Annotated in this window: 21 protein-coding genes; 17 read left to right on the forward strand and 4 right to left on the reverse strand. The window is 67.9% G+C overall.

Annotated elements, in window-relative coordinates:
* Window positions 1-8: 8 nt before the first annotated feature.
* Both OH735_RS24015 and OH735_RS24020 read right to left on the reverse strand, forming a co-directional pair.
* A complete protein-coding gene (locus OH735_RS24015) occupies window positions 9-3,503 on the reverse strand; it encodes a S8 family serine peptidase (RefSeq protein ID WP_406383591.1) in 3,495 nt (1,164 codons plus the stop codon).
* 498 nt (window positions 3,504-4,001) lie between these two features.
* Entirely contained in the window at window positions 4,002-5,723 is a 1,722-nt protein-coding gene (locus OH735_RS24020; protein WP_406386705.1) for a chitinase, read from the reverse strand.
* Window positions 5,724-6,203: 480 nt separating this feature from the next.
* On the opposite strand from OH735_RS24020, the gene OH735_RS24025 reads away from it, so the two are divergent.
* The 15 genes from OH735_RS24025 to OH735_RS24095 all read left to right on the forward strand — a co-directional run bounded on the left by OH735_RS24025 (window position 6,204) and on the right by OH735_RS24095 (window position 20,131).
* Window positions 6,204-7,439: an IS110 family transposase gene (locus OH735_RS24025; RefSeq protein ID WP_406378948.1), complete on the forward strand. Its 1,236-nt coding sequence runs from the start codon at window positions 6,204-6,206 to the stop codon at window positions 7,437-7,439.
* Window positions 7,440-8,085: 646 nt separating this feature from the next.
* Window positions 8,086-8,952, forward strand: coding sequence for a hypothetical protein (locus OH735_RS24030; RefSeq protein ID WP_406383592.1), 867 nt, complete (start codon window positions 8,086-8,088; stop codon window positions 8,950-8,952).
* Window positions 8,953-9,027: 75 nt separating this feature from the next.
* A complete protein-coding gene (gene cpaB, locus OH735_RS24035; protein ID WP_406383594.1) occupies window positions 9,028-9,735 on the forward strand; it encodes a Flp pilus assembly protein CpaB in 708 nt (235 codons plus the stop codon).
* Window positions 9,736-9,742: 7 nt separating this feature from the next.
* A complete protein-coding gene (locus tag OH735_RS24040) occupies window positions 9,743-11,047 on the forward strand; it encodes a CpaE family protein (protein WP_406383595.1) in 1,305 nt (434 codons plus the stop codon).
* Between the two features lie 84 nt (window positions 11,048-11,131).
* Window positions 11,132-11,527: a TadE family protein gene (locus tag OH735_RS24045; protein WP_406383596.1), complete on the forward strand. Its 396-nt coding sequence runs from the start codon at window positions 11,132-11,134 to the stop codon at window positions 11,525-11,527.
* The gene (locus OH735_RS24050; protein WP_406383597.1) at window positions 11,524-11,955 is read left to right on the forward strand and encodes a TadE/TadG family type IV pilus assembly protein; all 432 of its coding nucleotides are present in this window, start codon (window positions 11,524-11,526) and stop codon (window positions 11,953-11,955) included. The genes OH735_RS24045 and OH735_RS24050 overlap by 4 nt, the downstream gene beginning before the upstream one ends.
* Window positions 11,956-12,022: 67 nt before the next feature.
* Entirely contained in the window at window positions 12,023-13,360 is a 1,338-nt protein-coding gene (locus tag OH735_RS24055) for a CpaF family protein (RefSeq protein ID WP_406383598.1), read from the forward strand.
* A gap of 10 nt (window positions 13,361-13,370) precedes the next feature.
* Complete coding sequence (locus OH735_RS24060) at window positions 13,371-14,309, forward strand: type II secretion system F family protein (protein ID WP_406383599.1); 939 nt, start codon at window positions 13,371-13,373, stop codon at window positions 14,307-14,309.
* A 14-nt stretch (window positions 14,310-14,323) separates the two neighbouring features.
* Entirely contained in the window at window positions 14,324-15,211 is an 888-nt protein-coding gene (locus OH735_RS24065; RefSeq protein ID WP_406386706.1) for a DUF5936 domain-containing protein, read from the forward strand.
* A gap of 52 nt (window positions 15,212-15,263) precedes the next feature.
* Window positions 15,264-16,625: a sensor histidine kinase gene (locus tag OH735_RS24070; protein WP_406383600.1), complete on the forward strand. Its 1,362-nt coding sequence runs from the start codon at window positions 15,264-15,266 to the stop codon at window positions 16,623-16,625.
* A 13-nt stretch (window positions 16,626-16,638) separates the two neighbouring features.
* The gene (locus OH735_RS24075; RefSeq protein ID WP_406383601.1) at window positions 16,639-17,739 is read left to right on the forward strand and encodes a response regulator; all 1,101 of its coding nucleotides are present in this window, start codon (window positions 16,639-16,641) and stop codon (window positions 17,737-17,739) included.
* Window positions 17,740-17,984: 245 nt separating this feature from the next.
* Window positions 17,985-18,218, forward strand: coding sequence for a hypothetical protein (locus OH735_RS24080; protein ID WP_406383602.1), 234 nt, complete (start codon window positions 17,985-17,987; stop codon window positions 18,216-18,218).
* Complete coding sequence (locus OH735_RS24085) at window positions 18,215-18,823, forward strand: pilus assembly protein TadG-related protein (RefSeq protein ID WP_406383603.1); 609 nt, start codon at window positions 18,215-18,217, stop codon at window positions 18,821-18,823. The genes OH735_RS24080 and OH735_RS24085 overlap by 4 nt, the downstream gene beginning before the upstream one ends.
* 31 nt (window positions 18,824-18,854) lie before the next feature.
* A complete protein-coding gene (locus OH735_RS24090; RefSeq protein WP_406383604.1) occupies window positions 18,855-19,472 on the forward strand; it encodes a hypothetical protein in 618 nt (205 codons plus the stop codon).
* Between the two features lie 8 nt (window positions 19,473-19,480).
* The gene (locus OH735_RS24095; protein ID WP_406383605.1) at window positions 19,481-20,131 is read left to right on the forward strand and encodes an OmpA family protein; all 651 of its coding nucleotides are present in this window, start codon (window positions 19,481-19,483) and stop codon (window positions 20,129-20,131) included.
* 62 nt (window positions 20,132-20,193) lie between these two features.
* Here the strand turns inward: OH735_RS24095 and OH735_RS24100 are convergent, their stop codons facing one another.
* Both OH735_RS24100 and OH735_RS24105 read right to left on the reverse strand, forming a co-directional pair.
* The gene (locus tag OH735_RS24100) at window positions 20,194-20,385 is read right to left on the reverse strand and encodes a hypothetical protein (RefSeq protein ID WP_406383606.1); all 192 of its coding nucleotides are present in this window, start codon (window positions 20,383-20,385) and stop codon (window positions 20,194-20,196) included.
* A gap of 11 nt (window positions 20,386-20,396) precedes the next feature.
* Entirely contained in the window at window positions 20,397-21,248 is an 852-nt protein-coding gene (locus OH735_RS24105) for a helix-turn-helix domain-containing protein (protein ID WP_406383607.1), read from the reverse strand.
* A gap of 318 nt (window positions 21,249-21,566) precedes the next feature.
* Between OH735_RS24105 and OH735_RS24110 the strand changes: the two genes are divergently transcribed.
* Window positions 21,567-22,127, forward strand: a complete 561-nt coding sequence (locus OH735_RS24110; RefSeq protein WP_406383608.1) for an ATP-binding protein — start codon at window positions 21,567-21,569, stop codon at window positions 22,125-22,127.
* 775 nt (window positions 22,128-22,902) lie between these two features.
* Window positions 22,903-23,793 (forward strand): hypothetical protein, encoded by an 891-nt coding sequence (locus tag OH735_RS24115; RefSeq protein WP_406383609.1) that lies wholly within the window; start codon window positions 22,903-22,905, stop codon window positions 23,791-23,793.
* Window positions 23,794-23,922 lie beyond the last annotated feature (129 nt).

Genomic DNA, 23,922 nt, shown 5'->3' on the forward strand with positions numbered 1-23,922 from the left:
TCGGTCTGTCAGGCCTTGTCGGGCCGTTCGGTGACGCGGATGGCGTTGACCAGCGACTTACCGCTGGTCGCCGGGAACCGCACGTTGAGCACACCGTCGGTCACGGTGACCGTGTAGGTCCGGGTGACCGCGGCGTAGGAGCCGGCCTGGTAGGCGATGTCGAGGGACGGCAGTACCTCGATGTCCTCGGCGAGGACGTCGAAGATCCGCTGGCCAGGTTTGCTGCTCGACACCTCGGCGAAGTCCAGTTCCACCGTGTAGACGCCGTCGGGGACGTTGTCGAAGCGGTATCCGTCCATGCCCTCGCGCGCGTCTTGGAACAGCTTCGGATCGTCGGTGCCGGCGATGTCCTTCGTCGTGGACTTGACGCTTGATGTGCCCTCATAGCCGAAGGAGCCCGCCAGGTACTTCTGGTCCGGCTGCCAGGTGTCGCCGAGTGTGTCCACGGCGGCGCTGGAGGCACCGGATTGGAGTGCTGCCTGGTAGCGGGGCACGACGACCTTCACCGGAATGTTCATCACCGGTGCCCGGCCGCTTGCGGAGTTCACCCGCACGGTGGTGGTGAGCACCTCGCCCGCCGCGTACCCGGCCGGGTCGACCGAGAGTGTGCCGGTGGCCTTCTCGCCCGTGGCCAGATCGCCGCCGGTCAGGCTGACCGTCAGCCACGGGGCGTCCTCGACGACGGTGTACGCCGTCGGGAAGCCCGAGTTGGTCAGCTCGAAGGCGCGGGCACGCTGCTGGCCGGCGGGGACGGTGATGTCGTACGCCTTCGTGGCGGCCGTCACCTTGCCGGTCTTGAGCGCCTCGGACGTCGTCACGACACCGCCCGCATCGAGCGTCACCGCCTGCTCCAACGGCTGGTAGACCGGGGCGGTGAACCTGATCGAGGTTGCACCGGACGGCGCCTGGACCAGGTATGAGCCGTCCGCTCGGGTCCTGCCGGTCACCACCGTGCCACCCGTGCCCACGGTGACCGTTGCTCCCGCGAGGGCCTCACCGTCGTTGGCGTCGATCACCTTGCCCCGCACCACGCCGGACTTGCTGGTCCGGAAGCCGATGCTGAAGCCGTCGGAGAGCACACCGGGGGTCGCGTAGGAATACTGGAACGCATCGGTGCCCGAGGCGTTCTCCAAGCCGATGGTGGCTCTGGAGCCCGATTCGAAGCCGGTGCCGGTGATGTCCTTGTAGTGGTAGGAGATCTTGCCGTCCTCGCCGATGACTGCGGAGAACGAGAACTCCTCGGACCGGGCCGACTTGTGGGTGACGTTGCGCCACTCGACGACGAACGAGCGGTGCGGGGCGGTACCGATGACGCCGGTGTAGACGCCCGCAGCAGAGCCCCCATTCACGATCAGGTCGTCCCAGAACGGGTAGAGCGCCGCGTTGGGTGCGCTGGCGCGGGGGATGGTGGTGTTGGTGCTCGCCGAGGGGGAGGCGAAGGACAGCGCACCGTTCGTGGATATCCAACCGGAGTTGTAGGTCGCGCTGTACAACGGGACCGGGAAGGGCAGGGTGACCGGCAGGAGCGCCGTGTCGCCGGTGAGGGTCGTCTTGTCCGTGCCCGCGACGTACTCGGTGTTGTTGGCGCCCTGGCAGGCGTAGCCGAAGGCGTCCGTGCGGTCCGGCAGGGTGATGTCCGCGGTGGTGTCGGCCGTGACCTCCACGTGCGCGGTGCCCGCCGCGGCGCAGCGGATCTGGGGCGAGGCCGTCAGGTCGTACGTGCCGAGCGGCAGGGTCACCTCGTAGTGGCCCTGGGCGTTCGCGGTGGCGGTGACGGGGGTGTTCTTGACGGTGATCGCCGCGCCCGCCGCGGGTCCGGCTTTGGAGGTGACCGTTCCCGAGACCTTGACCGACGGCGCCTGCTCCAGCGTGAAGTTCCGGGTGGTGGTCTGCCCCTCCGTGATCGTGACCGCACCGGTGCCCGTGGAGTAGCCGAACTTGTTGACCGTGAGCGTGTAGTCGCCGACGGGCAGCCTGGGCAGCGCGAACGTGCCGTCGGCTGCGGTGTTGAGGGTGCGGTCCATCGGGCCGTCCACGTTCAACTTCGCCCCGGCGACCGGCGCGCCGCCCGCGGTGACTGTGCCACTCAGCGCGCCGGTCGGCCCTCGCGGTGTGGCAGAGACTGCCGCATAGGCGTTGAGCCTGCCCTCACCGAAGACGTTGTTGTTGGCCGCGGTGCCGCCGCAGGTGGTGTTGTTGGCGTCGATGGCGGTCTGGTTGAGGAGCGCTTCGGTCTGTGCCACGTCGCCCTGGAGGGCGGGGGACATCGACCACATCAGTGCGGCCGTGGCTGCAGTGTGCGGGGAGGCCATCGAGGTGCCGGAGATCGCGTTGTAGCCGCCGCCCGGCCAGGTGGAACGCACGTTGACGCCCGGCGCGGCGAGGTTCGGCTTGATCGTCCCGTTCTCGCCGGTGCCCCGGGAGGAGAAGCTCGCAATGTCGTTGTTGATGTCGAACGCGCCGGAGCTGTAACTGCTCACGTAGCTGCCGGGCGAACCGCTGGTGTTGCAGCTCGGTCCGGTGTTGCCATTGGAGAACGCCGGGAAGATGCCGGCGGCCCGCCAGGCGGCCACAATTTCCTGGTAGAAGGGATCGAAGCCGTCCCCACCCCAGGAGTTGTTCACCACATCGGGGGCCAGGTCGGGCCGCGGGTTGGCACCGTTGAGGTCGGTGGGCGCGATGATCCACTGCCCCGAGGCGAGCAGCGAGGCCTCGGTGCAGGTGATTGAGCAACCCCTGACGGCGATCCACTTGGCACCCGGCGCGACGCCGACCTTGTTGGCGCCGCCGTCGTCGCCGACCATGGTGCCCATGGTGTGCGTGCCGTGGCCGTTGTCGTCGCACGGCGCGGCAACGCCGCAACTGCCTGTCGGGTCGAACCAGTTGTAGTTGTGGTCGTACGTGCCGTCGGTGTCGAGGCCGCGGTACTGGTTCTTGAGGGCCGGGTGGTCGTACTGGACGCCGGAGTCGATGTTGGCGACCACGATGCCCTCACCGCGCACCCCGAGTTCGCTCCAGACCCTCGGAGCCTCGATCCGGTCGAGGTTCCACTCGACCGCGTCGACCGCGGGCTCGGCCTTGCCCGCGGCCGGCGTGTCGATCTTGATCTCCTCGTCCGAGTTGATCTGCGCGACCTCGGGCAGGGCAGCCAGCTTCTCGACAAGTTTCTGACCGCCGACAACCTGGATGGAGTTGTTGATCCAGAAGGAGGTGTGGTCGACTCCCGCCGACTTCAGCAGCTTCATCGCGTTGGCCTGGGACGTCTTGGCCTGCTTCTGCTTCGCCGCCAGGACGGCCGTCGCCTTCTCGGTCTTCGTCCGGGCCTTCGCCGCCGCCTGCAGGTCGGCGTCGCGGTCGAACTCGACCCAGAAGGTGGCCTTCTGCTCCTTCTGGAGCTGTTCGAGCAGCTCGGGCTCCACCTTGCGCTCGGCTGCGGGCTTGTCCGTGACCGGCTGGGCGAACGAGGTTCCGCCGGCGAGCGGCACCAGCAAGGGTAAGACCATGGCCGCCAAGGCCAAACGCAGCAATCTGCTCTGTCTTGCCACAATGTATCCTTCCGAGAAACGACGAGTGTCGCCCGCCGTGGGATGTAGAAAACGCGGTGCGGATCACCGCCCGCGCCACCTGCCTTGTCGATTGGGCCTTCGGAGTCTCGACTGAGGCATGAGGCGAATCAAGAGCTGCCAAAGGCGCAAAAACGCCATGGCGCAAACGCGCCGATGAAGTGGCGGAGCCAGGCGTCGACCAAGGCGCTCCAGTCGGCCAACTCCACCGTCATACGGGGACGCTGGACCCGGGAACGACGCGAACGAGATATCGGCATGTCCCACCCAGCGAGCGACACCCCCGCCAGACACCGACCACACCATCAGTTCATCCGAACCGGTCATGTGCGGAGGATCGGTCTAGCAGCCCCTCTCGTACGTACACGTGCGTACGTACACGTGCAGCAGCGCCGCCGGGGGAGCGGCGGCGCTGCTGGTCACTGGTGCCGGACGGGGTTACGGCAGGCCGTGGACGTGCGGGGCCACCGCGTTCGACCAGGCGTTGCCCGACTTGGCGTCCCAGTTGGTCGACCAGGTCATCGCGCCGCGGAGACCCGGGTAGGTCTTCGAGGGCTTGAAGGTGCCGCAGTTGGTGCCCGAGGCCAGGCATTCCAGGGCCGCGTTCACGACCGACGGCGCCACGTAGCCGCTGCCCGCACCGCTGGGTGAGGCGGGGACTCCGAGGCCGACCTGGGACGGGTCGAGGCCGCCCTCCAGCTGGATGCAGGCGAGCGCGGTGAGGAAGTCCACCGAGCCCTGCGAGTAGACCTCGCCGTCGCAGCCCAGCATCGAACCGCTGTTGTAGTACTGCGTGTTGACGACGGTCAAAATGTCCTTGATGCCGAGCGCCGTCTTGAAGTATTCACCCGCGGTGGACTGCATGTCGATGGTCTGCGGGGCCATCGTGATGACGAGGCCGGAGCCCGCCCTCTGCGACAGCGCACGCAGCGCCTTCGTCATGTACGTGGAGTTGAGGCCGTTCTCCAGGTCGATGTCGACGCCGTTGAAGCCGTACTCCTGGATCAGCGAGTAGACGGAGTTGGCGAAGTTCGTCGCGGATGCGTCGCTGTTGACCGAGACGGACCCCTTCTCACCGCCGACCGAGATGATGACGTTCTTCCCGGCCGCCTGCTTCGCCTCGATGTCGGCCTTGAACTGGTCGATGGTGTAGCCGTTCAGGCCCGCCGTGTCCAGGTTGAAGGTGACGGCACCCGGTGTCGTCGTGGCGTCGGCGAAGGAGACCGCGATGACGTCGTAGTTCGCGGGTACGTCGCTGAGTTTCTGCACGGTCGCGCCGTTGTTGAAATTCTGCCAGTACCCGGTCACCGCGTGCTTGGGCACCGAGGTGCCCGGGTTGGGGTTGCCGCCGCCGTCCTTGGCCGTACGGCCGCCGACCGTCGCGGACTTGACCGACTCACCGGCCGCGTTGGTCGCCGACACCGCGAACTGGTAAGCCGTGTCGGCGGCCAGGCCCGTGATCGTGGCGGAGGTCCCGGTGGACGTGGTGGCCTTCGCGCCGTCCTTGTAGACGGTGTAACCAGTCGCGCCGGGCACCGCGTTCCAGGACAGGGCCACGGAGGAGGACGTGGTCGCGCCGACGGCGAGACCGGCGGGCGCGGCGGGAATCTCCGGCGCGGGGTCGGTGCCGCCACCGCCGTCGGGGCCGCTGACCGAGACGTCGTCCACCAGGTAGGCGGCCTGCCCGTACCAGCCGTGCGTGTACACCGTGACCGACGTGGTGCTCGGACCGGTCCTGAAGCTGGTGGTGAGCTGGGTCCAACTGCTGGAGCCGGGAGACCAGGTCGACACGTCGGTGGTTCCGGTGCCGCTCGCGCCGAGGAACGCGTACCCGCCCTGCACCCAGGAGCTGAGCGTGTACGTCGAGTCGGGCTTCACGGCCACGGTCTGGGTGCACTGCGTGTTGTCCTGGCCTGCCGGGGTGGCCTTGAGGGCGGCGGTGCCGCCGTGCACGGGGGAGGAGACGGTGGTGCCGCTGCCGGCGGAACAGGTCCAGTTGGCGAGCCCCGACTCGAAGCCCGCGTTCTTGGCGACGTTGACATCGGCGGCCTGGGCGTTGCCGACGAGGCCGGTGGCGGTCAGTGCGCCGGCCGCGAGGACGGCCAGGGCGCCGCCGAGGAGCGGCCGGATGTGGTGCCTGCGGAGTCTGTGGCCGCTGATGGGGGAAGGTTCCACTTTGCTGCCTCCGTGGGGGAGTTGGGGGGTGCCGGGCGGGGGTGTCGGACGACGGTGGTCACCGCTGGCCGATAAGCTGGTCCAGACCAATCAAGTTGTCAAGACCTCTGGCAATGAGAACCGCGCGGACCGCGTCTCCCGGCCCGCTCTCCGCCCTCCCTGTCGGCCGGTCGCCGACCGGCCGCCGCCCCCCGTTACCTTTTCTGTGGCCCCGAAATGGGGCGCCTGGCCCCCGGGTCCGGTATGGCTGTGTGCCCCCTGTCGATGTCGATGACCTGGGGGGTGTTGCCGCCGGGCTTCGGGGCACCGCTTGACCGCTGATGAGGGGCCTGACGACTGCCTGGTCCGGTGCAACGCCGGACCGCTTCACGGGCGGGATGTCTGCGTAACGTGGTTGCCGGCGTGTGGTGCCGCAGGGACGGCCGGGACGGATGCGAAAGGCACGACCGAAGAGGGGCATCGCGCATGGCCGACACCGTCATCGATATCTCCGGCATAGGTCTGTTCCTCGGCCTGGACCTGGGCAAGGAGTTCCACCACGCCCGCGGCCTGACCGGGCAGGGCAAGACCGTCCACGACAAGAAGCTGCCCAACACCGAGGCCCGCCTGCGGGAGTTGTTCGACAAGCTCAGGGCCAAGTTCGGCACCGTCCTGGTGATCGTGGACCAGGTCGCCAACATCGGCGCGCTGCCACTGACCGTGGCCCGCGCGACCGGCTGCCGGGTCGCTTACCTGCCGGGACTCTCGATGCGCCGGGCCGCCGACCTCTACCCGGGCGAAGCCAAGACCGACGCCCGCGACGCCTTCGTCATCGCCGACACCGCCCGGACCATGCCGCACACCCTGCGCGTGGTGGACCGCGACGACGAGAAGCTGGCCGAGCTGACCATGCTCACCGGCTACGACAACGACCTGGCCGGCGAGGTCAACCGCACCTCCAACCGGCTGCGCGGCCTGCTCTCCCAGATCCATCCCACCCTGGAGCGGGTGGTCGGCCCCCGGCTGGGCTACCCCTACATCCTGGCCCTCCTTGAACGGCACGGCTCCCCGGCCAGGCTGAAGAAACTGGGCCGCACCCGCTGCGAGGCCCTGCTCAAGGCGCACGGCTCGCGCAAGGCCCGCCACCTCACCGCGGAGATCTTCGACGCGCTTGCCGAGCAGACCGTCATCGTGCCCGGCACCGAGGCCAGCGCGCTGATCGTGCCCGGACTTGCCGCCCAGCTCGCCGCCGCCCACACCCAGCGCCGCCAGGCCGAGCAGGAGATCGCCGCCCTGCTGGAGGCCCTCCCTCTTTTCCACCTCCTGACCTCCATGCCCGGCATGGGCGTCAGGACCACCGCCGCCGTGATCGTCGCCATCGGCGACGGCACCACCTTCCCCACCGCAGGACACCTCGCCTCCTACGCCGGACTCGCCCCCGCCACCAAGTCCTCGGGCACCTCCATCCGTGGCGAGCACGCACCCCACCGCGGCAACCGGCTCCTCAAACGCGCCCTCTTCCAGGCCGCGTTCGCCGCGATCGGCTGCAAATCCGACCGCTCCTCCCGCACCTACTACGACCGTCAACGCGCACGCGGCAAGACCCACACCCAAGCGATCCTCCGCCTGGCCCGCCAACGTGTGAACGTCATCCACGCGATGATCCGCACCGGGGCCCTCTACGAACCACGAACCCCCGGCGACATCGGCCTCGCGGCCTGACAGCACCACCGTCCCTACCTTCCTGACCCCATCACGCGCGCACCGGCACGGCCACCCCCGCCGTGCCGGCCACCGGGCTGCCCATCAGGCACCCGATCCGCCGGGAACGTCCCGCTTCGCGGGACGTTCCCAAAAACCAGCACCAACTCCCACGAACCGACCCTGACAGGGTTGACGAAACAGATAGGGGCACCCCCCCCGAGAGCCCCCGCGCACGTTCCGGAACGGCCTTGAGTGCCCGAGGGATTGACGTTTTGTTGACCCTGCGTGCCCCGTGCGGGTGACGTGGCCCGGAAGTCCGGACAGTGACGGTCCGGCCCTCGCCCGGTCGCCGGGCCGCCGGTTCCGCATCCGGCCTGACGTGCGGAAATGAATTCCAACCGCGGGTAATCGAAAGGTGGATTTCGTAACACTCCGCAGTGGTACAGAAGTTAACCGTTTCGGATTTGGTCCGATTTAGCACGGGGGCGTTGCCCGGACGCCTGGCACGCGTTGTCGTACTGGCCTCCGAAAAGTGTTCTCTGCCAGGTAAGACGTGGATAAAGTGCTGAGGCAGAACCGCGGAGCAGGAGCGATTGCGGCCCTACGTCATGACCGGCGTTCGGCCGGAGCCGAAACGGGGAACAGCGTGCCGACCGCAATAGCAGTGACCAGTGCTGATCTGGTACTACCTCCGACCGACCAGCAGACACCGACAGCCGCCCTGCTGCAGGCTCCCGACGCCCAGGCGCTGGAGATGGCCATCGGTGACATGCACGTGCTGCTCGAACAGCACGGGTACGTCGTCGCCGTCTACCCGACCGGCATCGCGCCCGCCCACGAGCGCCGCCTCTACTCCGTACGCTCCGTGCTGGAGAGCGACCGCATCGCGCTGCTCAAGGTGGACCTCCCCCCCTTGGGCGTCGCCGTACTCGTCCGGCAGCTGCGCCAGTTGTCCATCTGTGACTTCAGCCCGGGAGTGGTCGCCTCCGCCGCCCGGCTGCTGTCCCACTACATCCACGCGGGCGCCCTGCTGAACTCGGTCACCAAGTTCGACCGGGTCCCGGTCGACCTCAGGACGCACGCCACGTCCTGGGTGCCCGGCTCCCAGTTCGCCGTGGTCGCGGGACCGAACCCGCAGCTCATCAAGGTCGGCCCGAAGGCGGACCTGCCGACCGGCCCGGAGTTCGCCACCGACCTGATGACCGCCAAGGGGCAGTCGCAATCGGAATGGGTGAAGCGGACCCTCGCACCCGCCTGGCAGGTCCAGTCCATTCACGAGGCGCCGCTTCCGTCCGCTTCCCCGGCCTGGTGGGGAACCGGAAAACTGGTGGAATTCGCCGCCTATCTTCCAGACATCTCCGTCCTGTACCAACTGGTGTCCTCCGTACGTCGCGAGAACTGCCACTGGTGCGGAATGGAGCTCATCGGTGACCGCTGCGGGTTCTGCTCCTCCCCGCTGCCCGCGGCCGAGAACCGAATGCATCCCGCCGGTGTCCTCAGCCAGGGAGCGCCCGCACCACCGCAGTCCTAGCGCTTCCGCTTTCCTCCGTAGACGCCCTTCTGTCCGCTGCCCCACGCATCCGATTCGAACGAGGTTGTCCGGCCCATGAACTCCCGCCAGCGCCGCGGCGTGATACTCCTGCTTTTGTCGGTTCTGTGCGCCTTCGGCGCCTTCGCCGGCGTGCTCTCGGTGATCAGCGACGTCAACTCCAAGGTCGGCCCCGAGGTCTCGGCCTATCAGCTGAAATCCGACGTGGCGCCCTATACCGCCCTGTCCTCCGGACAGTTCGAGAAGATCTCGATGCCGAAGCGCTGGCTCTCGACCAACGCGGTGACCGATCTCTCCGAGGTGAACGGCAAGATCGCCGTCACCCAACTGCGCAAGGGCTCGCTGCTCCAGTCCGACATGATGCAGAAGCGCCCCGAACTGCAGCCCGGGGAGCAGGAGATCGCCATCATGATCGACGCCGCGACCGGCGTCGCGGGCAAGATCACGCCCGGCGCCACGGTCAACATCTACGCCACCTTCGCCGGTGAGCGCGACGGCGACCCCTCCCAGTCGAAGGTCATCGTCTCCAACGCCAAGGTGCTGGACGTCGGCAAGCTCACCGCCCTGGAGCCGAGCCGCGACGGCAAATCCAGCATGGGCACCGAGGCCGTCCCGATCACCTTCGCGCTCAACACGCTCGACACCCAGCGCATCGCCTACGCCGAGTCCTTCGCGGAGCACGTACGCCTCGCGCTCCTGGCCTCCGGCAGCGACGCCACCATCCGCCCGGGCGACCGCACCTACACGATCGACAAGGACAAGTGAGGATCGGATGACCACCAGGATCCTCCCGGCCGTCGGTGACATCGACGCGGCCAGATCCGTCACCACCCTGCTCAGCCAGCTCCCCGACGCGGAACCAGCGACTCCGGTCGGTGACTCGACGCAGCTCATCGACACTCTCGCCCGGCTCGCGGGCGAATCGCTCGACGATCTGCCCGAGGTCGTGCTGGTCCACGAGCGGATCGGCCCGGTGCCGGCCCTGGAACTGATCCGGGAGGTCTCCCTGCGCTTCCCCGCCATCGGGGTCGTGCTGATCACCGCCGACGTCACACCGGGCCTGTTCTCGTCCGCGATGGAATCGGGCGCGCGAGGCGTCGTCACCCTTCCGCTGAGCTACGAGGAACTGGTCAACCGGGTCCAGTCCGCCGCCCAGTGGTCCGTCGGCGTCCGTCGTCATCTGAGCGCCGGGGCCGATGTCTTCACCGGCCCCGGCGGTACGGTCATCACGGTCAGCGGTGCGAAGGGCGGCGTCGGCGCCACCGTCACCGCCGTACAACTCGCCCTGGCGGCCCAGACGTCCGGACGCACCGTCGCCCTGGTCGACATGGACCTCCAGGCCGGTGACATCGGCTCGTACCTCGATGTGCAGTTCCGGCGCTCCATCGTCGATCTGTCGACCATCACCGACATCTCGCCGCGCGTCCTGTCCGACGCCGTGTTCAGCCACGGCTCGGGCCTCGCACTGCTCCTGGCGCCGGGCGACGGCGAGCGCGGCGAGGAGGTCAGCGACCGGTCCGCCCGGCAGATCGTCAGCGCGCTGCGCTCGCGCTACGAGGTGGTGGTCATCGACTGCGGCAGCCAGCTCCAGGGCGCCAGCGCCGCAGCCATCGAGATGGCCGACACGGCGCTGCTGGTCACCACCCCCGACGTGATCGCGGTGCGCGGCGCCAAGCGCCTCGTACGTATGTGGGACCGGCTCCAGATCCGCAAGGCGGAGGAGACGGTCACCGTGGTCAACCGGTTCATCCGCAACACCGAGATCCAGCCGCAGCTGATCGAGAAGATCACCGGAACCCGGACGGCGAACACGGCCGTTCCCGCGAACTTCAAGGAACTCCAGAGCGTCGTCGACTCGGGCCGGCTGCACGAACTCGACTCCAAGAGCACCGTCAAACAGGCCCTCTGGGCCCTTGCGGGCGAGCTCGGCATCGTGAAGGTTCCGGAGAAGGCCGAGAAGAGCGGCGCGAAGAACGGCGGAAAGTTCAAGAACGACCGAGGCTCGATCGGACGCCCACGCATCGGCGGACGCGACGGCGACGGCCGGAACCGGGCGGCGACCAAGGGGGCAAGTTGACCAATGGCAGTTACCGAGACGACAGACACGGAGAAACGGGGAAGGCGCCACGGTGACCCGTCCCCGGGCGGGGGCGGGGGTGGGATGCGCGTTCGCCTCTTCGGCCGGGGGCGGGACCGCGGCCAGACCGCGATCGAGTTCCTGGGCGTCACCCCGCTGATCATCCTGCTGGCGGTCGCGCTCTGGCAGTGCGCGCTGATCGGCTACACCTTCTCGCTGGCGGGGAACGCGGCGGACCAGGCCGCGCACGAGGGGGCCGTCGCGCAGGGCCTGCGACGGCAGGCGTGCCGGGACGCGGCGGAGAAGGACCTGCCGCAGGCCTGGCGGGACTCGATGAGGCAGCAGCCGAAGTGCCGCATCTCGAATGGCATGTACAAGGCCGAGGTCAAGCTGCAGGTACCCGTCCTGGTGCCCGGCGTACTCAACTGGCCGTTCCGCGTCGAAGGCAACGGCGCGTTCCCGCTGGAGGCTGACCGATGAGCAAGCACCCGCCCGCACCCGGCCGAACGGCCACAGCCACAGCCACGGCCACCGTAACCGCCGCCACTACCGTCCGCCGCCGCGACCGCGGCCAGGTCGCCATCGAGTACCTGGGCTTCCTCCCCCTGCTGCTCCTGGTGGGCCTCCTCGCGATCCAGGCGGGCCTCGCCGCGTACGCCGCCAACCAGGCGGGGACCGGCGCCCGCGCGGCAGCGCGTTCGGGCAGCATGTCGTCGTGGGGCGGCTGCGACAGGTCGGCGGGCATGGACGCGATGAGCGACTGGACGGCCGAGCGGGCTCGCATCATCGACGAGTCGTCCTCCTTGGACGAGGTCACCTGCACCGCCCGCGTCGACGTGCCCGACATCATCCCGGGCGTACATATCTGGGGTCCGGCCGAACGCAGTTCCACGATGCCCCGCACCTGACCCCGCGGCGCTCGCGCCGCTGCCTGACGAGTGGCTCAACCAGCTAGTCGGAACGAGGAGTTACGCAATGAGTCTGCGGGCACGCATGACCGCCCCCGAGAAGAACGGCGGGGCGCGGGAGGACAGTCACATGGTGGCGTCCTACCGCGCCAAGCTGCTCGAAGAGATCGACCTGGCGGAGATGTCGTCGCTCGCCGCCGCAGACCGGCGAGCGAGGCTGGAGCGCGTACTCAGCCACATCATCAGCCGCGAGGGGCCGGTCCTCTCGACCGTCGAACGCGCCCAGTTGATCCGCCGGGTCGTCGACGAGGCCCTCGGTCTCGGCATTCTGGAACCGCTCCTCGAAGACGCGTCCATCACCGAAATCATGGTGAACGGCCCGGACCAGATCTTCGTCGAGCGCAGCGGCAAGGTCGAACAGCTCCCGATGCGCTTCAGCTCGCACGAACAGCTGATGCAGACCATCGAGCGCATCGTGTCGACGGTCAACCGCCGCGTCGACGAGTCGAATCCCATGGTCGACGCGCGTCTGCCGAGTGGCGAGCGTGTCAACGTGATCATCCCGCCGCTGTCACTGACCGGCGCGACGCTCACCATCCGACGGTTCCCCCGAGCCTTCACGCTCCAGGAAATGATCAGCGTCGGCTCGCTCGACGAGCAGATGCTGATCCTGCTCTCCGGACTCGTCCAGGCCAAGCTCAACGTGATCGTCTCCGGCGCCACGGGCACCGGGAAGACGACGCTCCTCAACGCGCTCTCCGGCCTCATCCCGAACAGCGAACGCATCGTCACCATCGAGGACTCCGCCGAACTCCAGCTCCAGCAGAGCCATGTGATCCGGCTGGAGTCCCGTCCGGCGAACGTCGAGGGCAAGGGGCAGATCACCATCCGCGACCTGGTCCGCAACTCCCTGCGTATGCGCCCCGACCGGATCGTCGTAGGTGAGGTCCGTGGCGGCGAGTCGCTCGACATGCTCCAGGCGATGTCGACCGGTCACGACGGTTCGCTCGCCACCGTCCACGCCAACAACGCCGAGGACGCGCTCATGCGTCTGCAGACCCTGGCCTCGATGTCCGAGATCAAGGTGCCGTTCGAGGCTCTGCACGACCAGATCAACAGCGCCGTCGACGTCATAGTCCAGCTCACCCGGCACGCCGACGGTTCGCGAAAGGTCACCGAGATCGCGGTACTCGACTCGCACGGCCGCGATCCGTACCGCATCGTGACCGTCGCCCGGTTCGATGCCCAGCCGATGGACGCCGACGGGCGGATCAACGGCGAGTTCAGGTACCTCCCGATCCCCCGCAAGATCGCCGACCGCCTCTACATGGCCAGCCAGCCCATCCCGCAGGCCTTCGGGGTCGCCGCATCCGCCGAACAGCTCGCCACCCGAGAGGCCAACTAGGTACCGTGCCATGACGAATCTCCCTCTGCTCACGATCGGCGTCACCCTGCTCTGCGGCGTCACGGGCGTCGCGGGCCTGCACGCCTACTCCGGCGGGAAGGCCGACCGGGACGCCCTGGTGGACCGCCTCTCGTACACCGGCCACATCCCGGAGACCGGGCGCCATCGCCGATTCCGCGCACTCGACGCCAGGCTGCGCAACACCGGTCTGGGCCGGAAGCTCGAACTGAAGCTGGCCGCCACCGGCCTCGACATCACACCGGGCGAGTTCTTCGTCTACTCGCTCCTCGCCATGGCCGGACTGTGGATGATCGCCTCGTCCATGCTCGCCAGCTTCTTCGGTCCGGTCGCCGCACTCATCGGCCTCTGGGGTACCAACGCCTTCCTGAACTGGCAGCGGACCAAGCGCACCGAACGCTTCATCAACCAACTCCCCGAACTCTCCCGTATCCTCGCCAACGCCACCCAGGCGGGCCTCGCGCTGCGTACGTCCATCAGCATGGCGGCCGACGAGATGGAGGACCCGGCGGGCGAGGAACTCGCCCGGGTCTCCCGACGCCTCGCCGTCGGCGAACCCCTGGAGGACGCGATGAGTGAGCTGACCGACCGGCTGCCCTCCCGCGAACTCGTCGTCCTCGTCACCACCCTCATCCTGTCGAACAGGGCCGGCGGTATGGTCGTCAGCTCGCTGCGCAACCTCACGGAGACGCTGGAGGAGCGCAAGGAGACCCGGCGCGAGGTCAAGACCCAGCTCTCCCAGGTCACCGTCACCGCCTACGCCGTCCCGATGTTCGGCCTGGGCGCCATGCTCCTGATGAACGCCGTCATGCCGGGCGCACTCGACCGCATGACCGGCGCCTTCATCGGCCAGGTCGCGGTGGTCGTCTCCATCGCCCTGTACACGATCGGATTCATCGTGATCCGCCGCATGTCCCGGATCGATGTCTGATGGGCGGGGCGCACATGGGCCTGCTGCTCGCCGGCGTCATGGGTCTCGCGGTGTACGGAGTCTTCGCCGGATTCCGCATGTACCGGCGCGACGCGAAGCTCCCCGGCGATCTCGCGATCGCCCTGGAGGTCGGCTCCACCCGCACCAGCGCGGTCGGTTCCGGCATCGACCGGCTCGGCATGCGCTGGGCCCCCGCGGTCCTGCGGATGATGGGACCCAAGGCCGTCAACAAGAAGCGCCGCCAGATCGACCTGGCGGGCAACCCCGGCGGTCTTACGATCGACCGCTACGCCGCCCGCCGCGCCGTCTACGGCGGCCTCGGCGCGCTCGGCGCCTTCACGATGCTCCTGCGCGGCCAGATCTTCTTCGCGCTGCTGCTGATCGCCTTCGGCATCTTCTGGGTCGAGGTCGGCATCTGGTCGGCGGTCCGTGTGCGCCGCGACCACATCGACCGCACGCTCCCCGACTTCCTCGACGTCCTCGCCGTCGTCGTCTCGGCAGGCATTGGATTTCGCCAGGCACTGGGACGCGTCGCCGAGAAGTACGAGGGCCCGTGGGCCGACGAACTCCGCATCACCCTGCGCCAGATGGACATGGGCGTCAGCCGCCGCGAGGCCTTCGAGCAGCTGCGCAAGCGCAATGACTCGGAGCAGGTGGCGATGTTCGTGACCACGCTCCAGCAGGGCGAGGAGCTCGGTGCGCCGATCGTCGAGACGCTGATCCAGATCGCCAACGACATGCGCCGCACCGACGCCCAGAACGCCCGCCGCAAGGCGGCCAGGGCCGTTCCCAAGGCGACCTTCGCCGTCACCACCTTCCTGCTTCCCGGAACGCTGGTGCTGTTGACGGTCGGCTTCGTCTACGGAGCCGACATCGACTTCGGTTTCCTCACGGGCGGATGACGTGAACGAGGCGGACGGTTGGGCAGGACGGTCGGAAGGAGGTGACAGGCACATGTCGTTCCAACTCGGTGGAACTCAGACGGGACTGAATGCCGAGGTGCGTCAGGCGATCGCCGATCCTGGAGCGCGTCCGGCGTTCGCGATCCAGGTCAACGCGCTCCAGGCGATGTGCCGCCAGGTCTTCGGCTTCCGGCTGGCGATGATCGCCATGGCCACACCGTTCGCGATCGGCCACACCGCGAAGGGACTGGCCTCCTGGCTGATCGGCTCGGCCATCCTCGTCACCTTCATGGGCAGTTACGTTCTGTTCCGCGACTGGGAACGCTTCGGCCCCGTACTCCTGCGCCACCCCTGGCTGCTCGGCATAGACGCCTTCTTCGGCGCCCTGCTGCTGATCACCGCCAGCCCCGAGTCCACCCTTGCGTACGTCACCGTGTGCACCCCCCTGCTGGCCGGACTCGTGTACGGCTGGCGAGGCGCTGCGGTCTTCGCCGCACTCCAGATCGTCATCGTCGTCGGCGTGTACGGCACCGACCCGAAGCTGCAGCCCGCCGACGCCACGGCGTTCCTGCTCCCCGGTTTCTGCGTGATCGCGGGCGCCGTCGGCGTCACCCTGCGTAATCTGCTCCTCCGCTTCGGGACGGCCAGCCAGGCACTCACCGAGACCAGGGCCCGCCTGGCCGTCAACGAGGCCGTGGAGGGCGAACGCACCCGGCTCGCCCGAGAGATGCACGACTCGGTCGCCAAGACCCTGCACGGCCTGGCACTGGCCGCCGACGGCCTGGCGGTCTCCTCCGACCGGATGGACCCGCTCACCGTCAAGCACCAGGCCGAACTGGTCGCCCGCGCCGCTCGCCGTGCGGCGGCCGAATCCCGGGAGCTCCTCTCCGACCTGCGCCGCGAGTCAGGACTCGACGGCGGCGTGGACGTCGTAGGCGAACTCCGCGCCCGCGCAGACGACTTCTCCCGCCGCCACGCACTCACGGCCACCTTCCGACTCCTCGACGACGTGCCGATCCCGCACGTCCCCCAGGTCGTCGCGCGCCAGCTGCTCACCGTCGCCTCCGAGGCGATGGAGAACGCCCACCGCCACGCCCACCCCACCTACCTCGTCGTACTCGTCGGCGTGAAGGGCGATGTCCTGCGCGTCAGCGTCTACGACGACGGGCAAGGTCTGCCCGCGGGCACGACGCTCGACGACCTCCGGCAGGCCGGACACTTCGGCCTCGTCGGCATGGTCGAACGCGCCGCGTCCATCGGCGCCCGCATCCGGATCGGAAAGGGCCAGGCGGCCAGGGGAACCGAAGTCCGCCTGGAACTCCCGATCGCCGCTCTCACCACCGCTCCGCAACCGCAGCAACCCGACTCAACCGCACAACGTCCCACTCCACCCTCACCCCCCATAAAACCCTGAGAGGAGGTCGCAGATGCCGGACGACGTCTCCCGCGCGTCGGGCCAGAACTGGGCCGTACAGCACCACGCGTCCCAGCACACGACCTCGCACGTCACCCCGCTCAACTCCGAGCCCGGTTCGCACGGGTTCCCTGTCCCCGTCCCCCAGCAGTCCGCGGCATCCGAGTCCATGCGTCATCCCTTCCCCGCGCCCCCGCCCGTTCCCGGTGCCCTGCGGGTTGTCGTCGCCGACGACAACCCGGTGGTCCGGGCCGGCCTGGGGGTCCTGCTCTCCGGCCGCGACGACATCGACGTCGTGGCCGAGGCCGCGGACGGCCGCCAGGCCTACGACATGGCCGTTCTGCACCGCCCGGACGTCGTCCTGCTGGACGTCCGCATGCCCGGTGTCGACGGCATCTCCGCCCTGCCCCACCTCGTCCAGGTCGCACCGGTCATGATGCTGACCTACAGCCGCGAGAGCGAGATCGTCCACGAGGCGCTGCGCCTGGGCGCGAGCGGCTACCTGGTCCATGGCGAGTTCACCGCCGACGAGTTGGTGCAGGCCGTACGCGATGCCGGGAACGGCCGGGCCCACTTCACCGCCACAGCAGCCAACGCCCTCCTGGCCCACATGCGCCAGGGCCCCGGCCCGCAGGGACGAGCGCTCCCGGAGGGCCTCGGCGCGGCCCTGACCACGGGTGTTCCCTACCCGGGGCCCGGCTACGACGGCCACGCCCCGAGTTCCGCTCAGCAACGCGGTGCGCCTGCACACGCACCCAAGCCCGAACCGGCTCCACCTGCGATGCGACCGGTCCACACCGCACAAGGTCTTTCGCATTTGCAACCAGCTGTGGCACAGTCTTCCATGACCGGGGGCCCGGAAGTGGCTCTCAACAGACGGCAGTACGGACTGAGTTCACGGGAGGTGGAGGTCATGGAGCTGATCGCGTCCGGCATGAGCAATCAGCAGATCGCCGCCACCTGCTTCATCAGCGAGAAGACGGTCAAGAACCACATCAACCGCATCTTCACCAAGCTGCACAGCGCCACCCGCAGCGAGGCCATCGCCCGCTGGCTCGGCACGGCCCCCACGGCGGGCCCGGGGGCGCACGGGACTGGTGGTCGCCGTGGCTGAGCGTCGCAGCGGGAGCGTGGTGGTACGTGCGGGGCGTGGGGCCCCGCACGTACCGGTGCCGGAGGCCCAACTGACGTTTTGGGCCCGGGAATGGGCCCTGGGACCCTCCGGCGAGCAGGGTGTGCCGCCGTATGTTTCTCACGTCGCCGGCGGCTCCGGCCAGGAGGAAGCCGGAACCGCGGGCGACACCCAGGAAACGTGCGAGTCGGCCGACCACCGGTCGGCCGAACCCGGAGGGGAATTCCATGTCGAAAATCACCCTGAAGACCGCCGTGCGCGTCAACGGCTGGGCCAACACCGCGGTCAGCGCGATCCAGAAGCGTTACGAGGCCAAGGACCGGGGTCAGACGGCGTTCGAGTACCTGGGCATCATCCTGGTGGTCGTGGCGATCATCGGGGCGATCATGGCTACGGGGATCGGCAGCGCGATCTCGGGTCGGATCTCCGACATGGTGGACCAGATCACGGCTGGCACGTGATCGCGAAGTCTCGGCGCGATGCAGGGCAGGCCTTCCCCATCTATGTAGTGATGGTGGCGGGCCTGCTCTTCCTCGTGTTCGCGTTCTTTGCCGTCGGCAAGGCGTCGGCCTTGCGTAATGGTGCCCAGGGGGCGGCGGATGCAGCGGCTCTGGCTGCAGCGCAGCAGGCTCGTGAGGACTTCGAGGGTCCGTTCCGCGCCTCGCTTCCTGAGGACTTGCTGGATGCGTTTCTCCAAGCTCACCCGATTCCTCCGGGGGCGTGCTCTGCGGCTTACAGCCTTGCCGCCGCGAACGATGCGCGTGTCGAAGACTGCCACCCGATGCGGGGTGGCTATACGGATCGGATCAAGGTCGATGTCGAGGGGCGCAAGCCGGTGGACTCGTCAGTGCTTCCCGGTTCGGAGAGGACATTCGCGAAGGCCACCGCCACCGCTGTCATCAAGTTTCGCTGCCGTTGGACGTCCGTGGACTACAACGACGACAGCATTCGGGACATGTTCTTCTTCAGGTGCGGCAAGGACTTTCTCCAAATCGCGCCGAGCAAGTTCCCGCCCTGGTCCGAGGTGAGCAAGATTCTCTACGACGTGCATCTGGTCGGCAATTGATGGCGAACTACGAGTAAAGGATCCAGAATCCATGAGCATTCGGCGCACTGCGAGGACCCGAAGGGTGGTGGCGGCGGTCTCGATGGCGGCGGCGTTGGCTCTGGTCGTCACCGGTTGCGGAACTGACGGTGGTGGCAAGAAGACTGACGACGCCAGCTCGCCACCGTCCTCCGAGCCTTCCAAGCCCTCCGAGGAGGACAAGGGGGCGAAGCAGGAGGACACTGCAGCCGGGGACAACGTGGACCCGAATGTGAAGCTCGCCGAGGCCAGGGGCGCAATGGGCATGCTGCTGGTCGTCAACGAGGTGAAGAGGGACTCCGGCGGTTTCGTCACCGTTCAAGGGGAACTGAAGAACCAAGGTGACGCCGCCGCCAATCCGGCTGCATGGGCAGGTTCCGAAACCGTCATCGTCAGGAAGAATCTCAACTCGGTCGGCGGCGCAACTCTGGTGGACAAGGTCGGCAAGAAGCGCTACTACATCCTTCGCGATACGGATGGCCGGTGCCTCTGTACGACCGGCATGTCGGCGGTCCAGCCCGGAAGGTCGGTCCCGGTATTCATGCAGTTCCCGGCGCCGCCGAGCACGACGACTGAAGTCGATCTCACCCTGCCGACGTTTGCCACCACCTCAGTGAAGATCTCTGGGTGAGGGCCGACATGACATACACCCGTACCAGGTGTAGGCCGGCGCATGCGGCCGGCATGGCTATTGCTGCAGCCGTACTGATGGCCGCCACGTCCGCCTTCGGCGCTTCGACTGCTCTGGCCGACGACGGACCGAGCGTGCCACCGGGGACTGAGTCATCCGCCGAGCCCCCGGTAGAGGTGGACGGTAACGACCCCGACCTCAGGATGGCTGAGGGTGGCACCCTCGCCCCCGCGAAGGTCCTCGACATCATCCAGGTCGTCGAGGACGAGGGCGGCGACGAGCGTCGCGAGGAGAGCAACGCGGACATCAAGTTCGCGCTCCAGGCAGAGGTCCTCTTCGGTAAGGACAGCGCCAAGCTGAGTTCCGCCGCCAACGCGCGTATCGCGGCCATCGCCGCCGAGATCAAGAAGCAGAACTCCACCAAGGTGCGCGTCTTCGGCTTCACCGACAATCTCGGCTCCTCGGCCCATGGTGACGTGCTGTCCAAGCAGCGCGCCAACGCTGTGCAGTCGGTGTTGGTCAAGCAGTTGGGCCCGAACGTCACCTTCGATATCCGCGGCTACGGCGAGCAGTACCCGATCGCCAACAACAGCACGGAAGAGGGCCGCAAGAAGAACCGCCGAGTGGAGGTCTCCTTCCCCCGCGGCACCTCTTCCTGAGGTACCTGCGCCCGCGTAGGGGCCCGGCACTGCGATCGCGTCGCGGAGCCGGGCCCTTGCTGTTACAGCAGGTGGTCGGCCTTGCCGGCCTTGATGTCGCGGATCATCTGCTGGAGCGCCTCGCGGCTGTCGGTGAGGTAGTGCGCCTCGGCGCCGACTACGGCGATGTAGCTGTTGCCCGCCTCGTCGGTTCCTATCCGGTAGCAGTTCGCTGCCTCTCCGCAGTACGGGGTCTCCCAGGTGATCTCAGGCATGGCGGGTTTCCCTAAAGGTCGTTGGCAATGGTGAGGATGAAGTCGCGGGATCGGACCGGGTTCAAGGCCACCGCTCGCATGGCCTCAAGCTGCGCCCGGTACTTGCGAAGCTGCTGGTCGGAGTCGTAGAACTCCGGCCCGTGGGTGCTGTCGAGTTCCACGGTGTCGAGTTCCGGCACAGGGCCCTCGGCGTATATCACCGACTGTCCGGCGCCAGGGAATCCTCCGGCACTGAATGGAATGGCGTGCACGGTCACGTCGTACCGTTCAGACGCGTCAAGGATGTGATGGAGCTGCCCCTTGGCCACTTTTGGCCCGCCGAATTGGGTGCGCAGAGCAGCCTCGTACATGATCAATTCGATCGATGGTGGGTCACCCTTGTCCAGGACCTGGCAGCGATCCAGGCGCAAGGCCATGCGCGCATCAACGTCGCTGGGGGCGAGTTGCGGAATGACGTGCTCGAAGACGGCGCGGGCGTGCTCCTCGGTGTGAAAGAGGCCCGGCATGTGCACGGTTAGGGAGATCTGCAACCGATGGGCGTACCACTCCATCTCGGCCACGTCGAGAAAGCTGGCAGGAAGAAGGTCCCGGTAGGCGGCCCACCAGGGCGAACGGTGTCGAGACGTCATGGCAGTCAGGGCATCGATCAATGCCTCGTTCCGGCAGCCGTAGGTCTCGGCCAGGGTGCGGACACGCTCAGCGCTGATCCCGGAGCGTCCGGATTCCATGTTCGGGATGTTCGTGCGTGGCACGCCGAGGGCGCGAGCCGCCACCTCTGTGGTCATGTCGGCGGCTGTGCGCATCTTCCGGAGCTCTGCTCCCAGGCGTCGCTGACGCTCGGTTGGTGCGATTCTCGGCGGCATCCTTCTCTCCCCTGCTGCCCGGAATTGCCAACAGTCTGCCTCCCAAGCCAGTTGAAGGTCCACCGACGCTCATCCGAGCCGGTAAAGCGTAGTACACGTACTCCTGGATGACCTACAGTGAGTGATGCACCGCTCACGCAGCGACGAGCTGAAGTGCATCACGCGGTCCTGCCCGCAACCTTCTTCCCTGGGAGGGGCGGTCCCGCGTCAGGGAGACAGGCCACTGCTCGTCCGCAGCGCAACAACGTGAGCCACCCGTGCGCGCCCACGCGAAAGAGAGATACCGCCAACTTGTCACCCGTATCAGGGGAGTCAGCCATGCACTCATCTCCATTCACCGCACTCTGCCCGGTTCTCGCCGAGGCGCGTAGGACGGGCCTGCATCCGCACCCGCACCCGAGCTCGACTGCACCCCGCGGCCCGCACCAGCAACTCCCAGAGCTCCCGGAGCCCTACCTGCGCTCCAAGGGCCGCTCCGCGCACGGTCTCTGGCTGAGCTTCACGCTGCCGGGCGATGTCCGTAGCGCGTTCATCGGGCGTACGGCGATCGCCGCCGCGCTGAAGGCGCACGGGCTGGCCCCGTACGTCTGGCCGGCCACGCACGCTGCGGCCGAACTCATCGCCGTCACGGCCAGGATGAGCCCCGGAAAGGAACTGTACGTATCCCTACGCCACCGGGATGACGCGCTCCGCCTCCTCGTCTGGGACCAGCATCCCCACCACCCCGAACCGGACATGGCCACACTCTGCGAGACGCGGCGTCGGCGGGCGCTCTGGTTGCTGGCGGCTGTCGTGGACGACTGGGGCGGGGAGTGGGGCGCCTGCGAGGCGAACGCGCCGCAGCGCGGAACCAAGTCCTGGGTGCGGCTGCCCCGTTGACATTGCCGGATGTGACGGCCTGGACCGGCCCCGCTCAAACCATGGGCGAGGTATGCCCGCCCGTGGCTTCAGGCTGTCCACCTCGCAGCCATCACCCCGACCCTTCGTTCCGTCGACCAGCTCCGCCATAGCACCGCGGCGCCGGTGCCCTCGCTCCCCTCGGCCACCCCACAGACAGTGACCCGCCGGGCCGCCAAGACACCGGGCGTCATCTGGCCGCTGTGGGAAGCGCGCCTGAGTCCGGTGCCGCACGTCCGGCAGCACCTGGGAGCCGCACTCTCGGTCAGCCTGATGGTGGTGAACAGCCGCACTGACCTCACTCCAGTGGCAGCTGAACTCGGCGGCCCTGCAACGTCGCCCGCGTCGCCGACTGGATCGACACCGCACCCGGAACACGACGCCGGGCCACGCGCTTGCGCACTCTGTGCTCAGCCACCGCGTGATCTGCCCAACATCACCAGCAGAGTCGCGTCGTTGGGTTTCGCGTCGAGGGCGCGATGCATGAAGAGAGGGCGCCGTGTCCCGGCGGGGTGGGTAAAAGCCGGTCCGTAGGGAAAGATGACAAGGCGCGGTCTATACCCGTGCTGTAGCGGGCTGGAGGGAAGTTCTCGTGAGACGAACGCCTGTAAACGCAGGCACCGAGATCGTAGGGTGGGCCATCCCAGGGGACAGCGGGCAATGGTCTGCCCCCCTGCAGTGCAAAACCCGGGACCTCTCGCTGCTCAACCCCGGCCTTCCCCACGTAGAGCCGCACGTCACGGCGTGGGCGCAGAAAGTGGGGCTGCTGTCTGCGGAAGCGGCTGAGCAGGCCCGCAGGGAGCGTCATATTGCCTTCGCCGGACGGGTCTGGCCATGGGCACCCCCGGAGCGGCTGGCAGAGCTGTCTCGCTTGGCCCTGTGGATGTTCGTCGTCGATGACCGCAGTGACGCCCGCGGGGACGATTCCGGAGCGGTCGACACAGAGCTGCAAGCCATGATGCGCATCGTCACCTGCGCACAGGACGTTGTGCCCGAAAAGGCGCCGGGGACCGTACGCGTCCTGGCGGAGATCGTGCCCCGATTGGCCGATCAGATGAGCCCCGCATGGAGCGATCGCTTCCGCCGGCATCTGGCGGAATGGATAAGCACCAACCGGGACATGATCCGGCGCCGGGAGGAACGCAGCGTACCCACGCCTCATGCCTACGTCGCCTGGCGCCGGGTCTCCGGAGCGGTCGGCTGGTGCTTCGACCTCACCGAATACGCACAGGACGCGGAACTCACCGAGCCGGTGTGGTCCTCGCCGGCCTGCCGACAGCTGCGGGATACCGCCGCCGACATCATCTGCTGGACCAACGACCTGTACTCCCTAGGCAAAGAACTACGCACCGGCGAAACCAGCAACCTCGTCGTGATACTGCAGCACCATCACCACTTGACGCTGCAGGACGCTGTCAACGAGGTGCACCGCCGGCTTTCCCTGCGAATCACCGAATTGCCTGCCGCAATGGTCAGTCTGCAGACCACCGCCCTCGCCATGAACCTGACGGTGCAGGAACAGGCCGCAGTTGACCGGTACGTGGACGGGATCCGCGCATGGGCGCGTGGGTTTCTCGAATACAGCCAGGAATCGGCACGGTACGCCGAGGCCTCCGTTCCCCCAGCAACGGCGGGGCTGCGGTTGTGAGCCAGGATTACTTTGGAACGGGCGACTGATCGATGTCCGCCCGACCGGCTCGGGAAGCGTCCTGAGCGCACCGGCAGCAGGACCGCCCCCGGTCCTGCTGCCGACCCTTCACCGGCTGGCGATACGCCC

Source organism: Streptomyces sp. NBC_01618 (assembly GCF_045209435.1).
GTDB lineage: Bacteria > Actinomycetota > Actinomycetes > Streptomycetales > Streptomycetaceae > Streptomyces.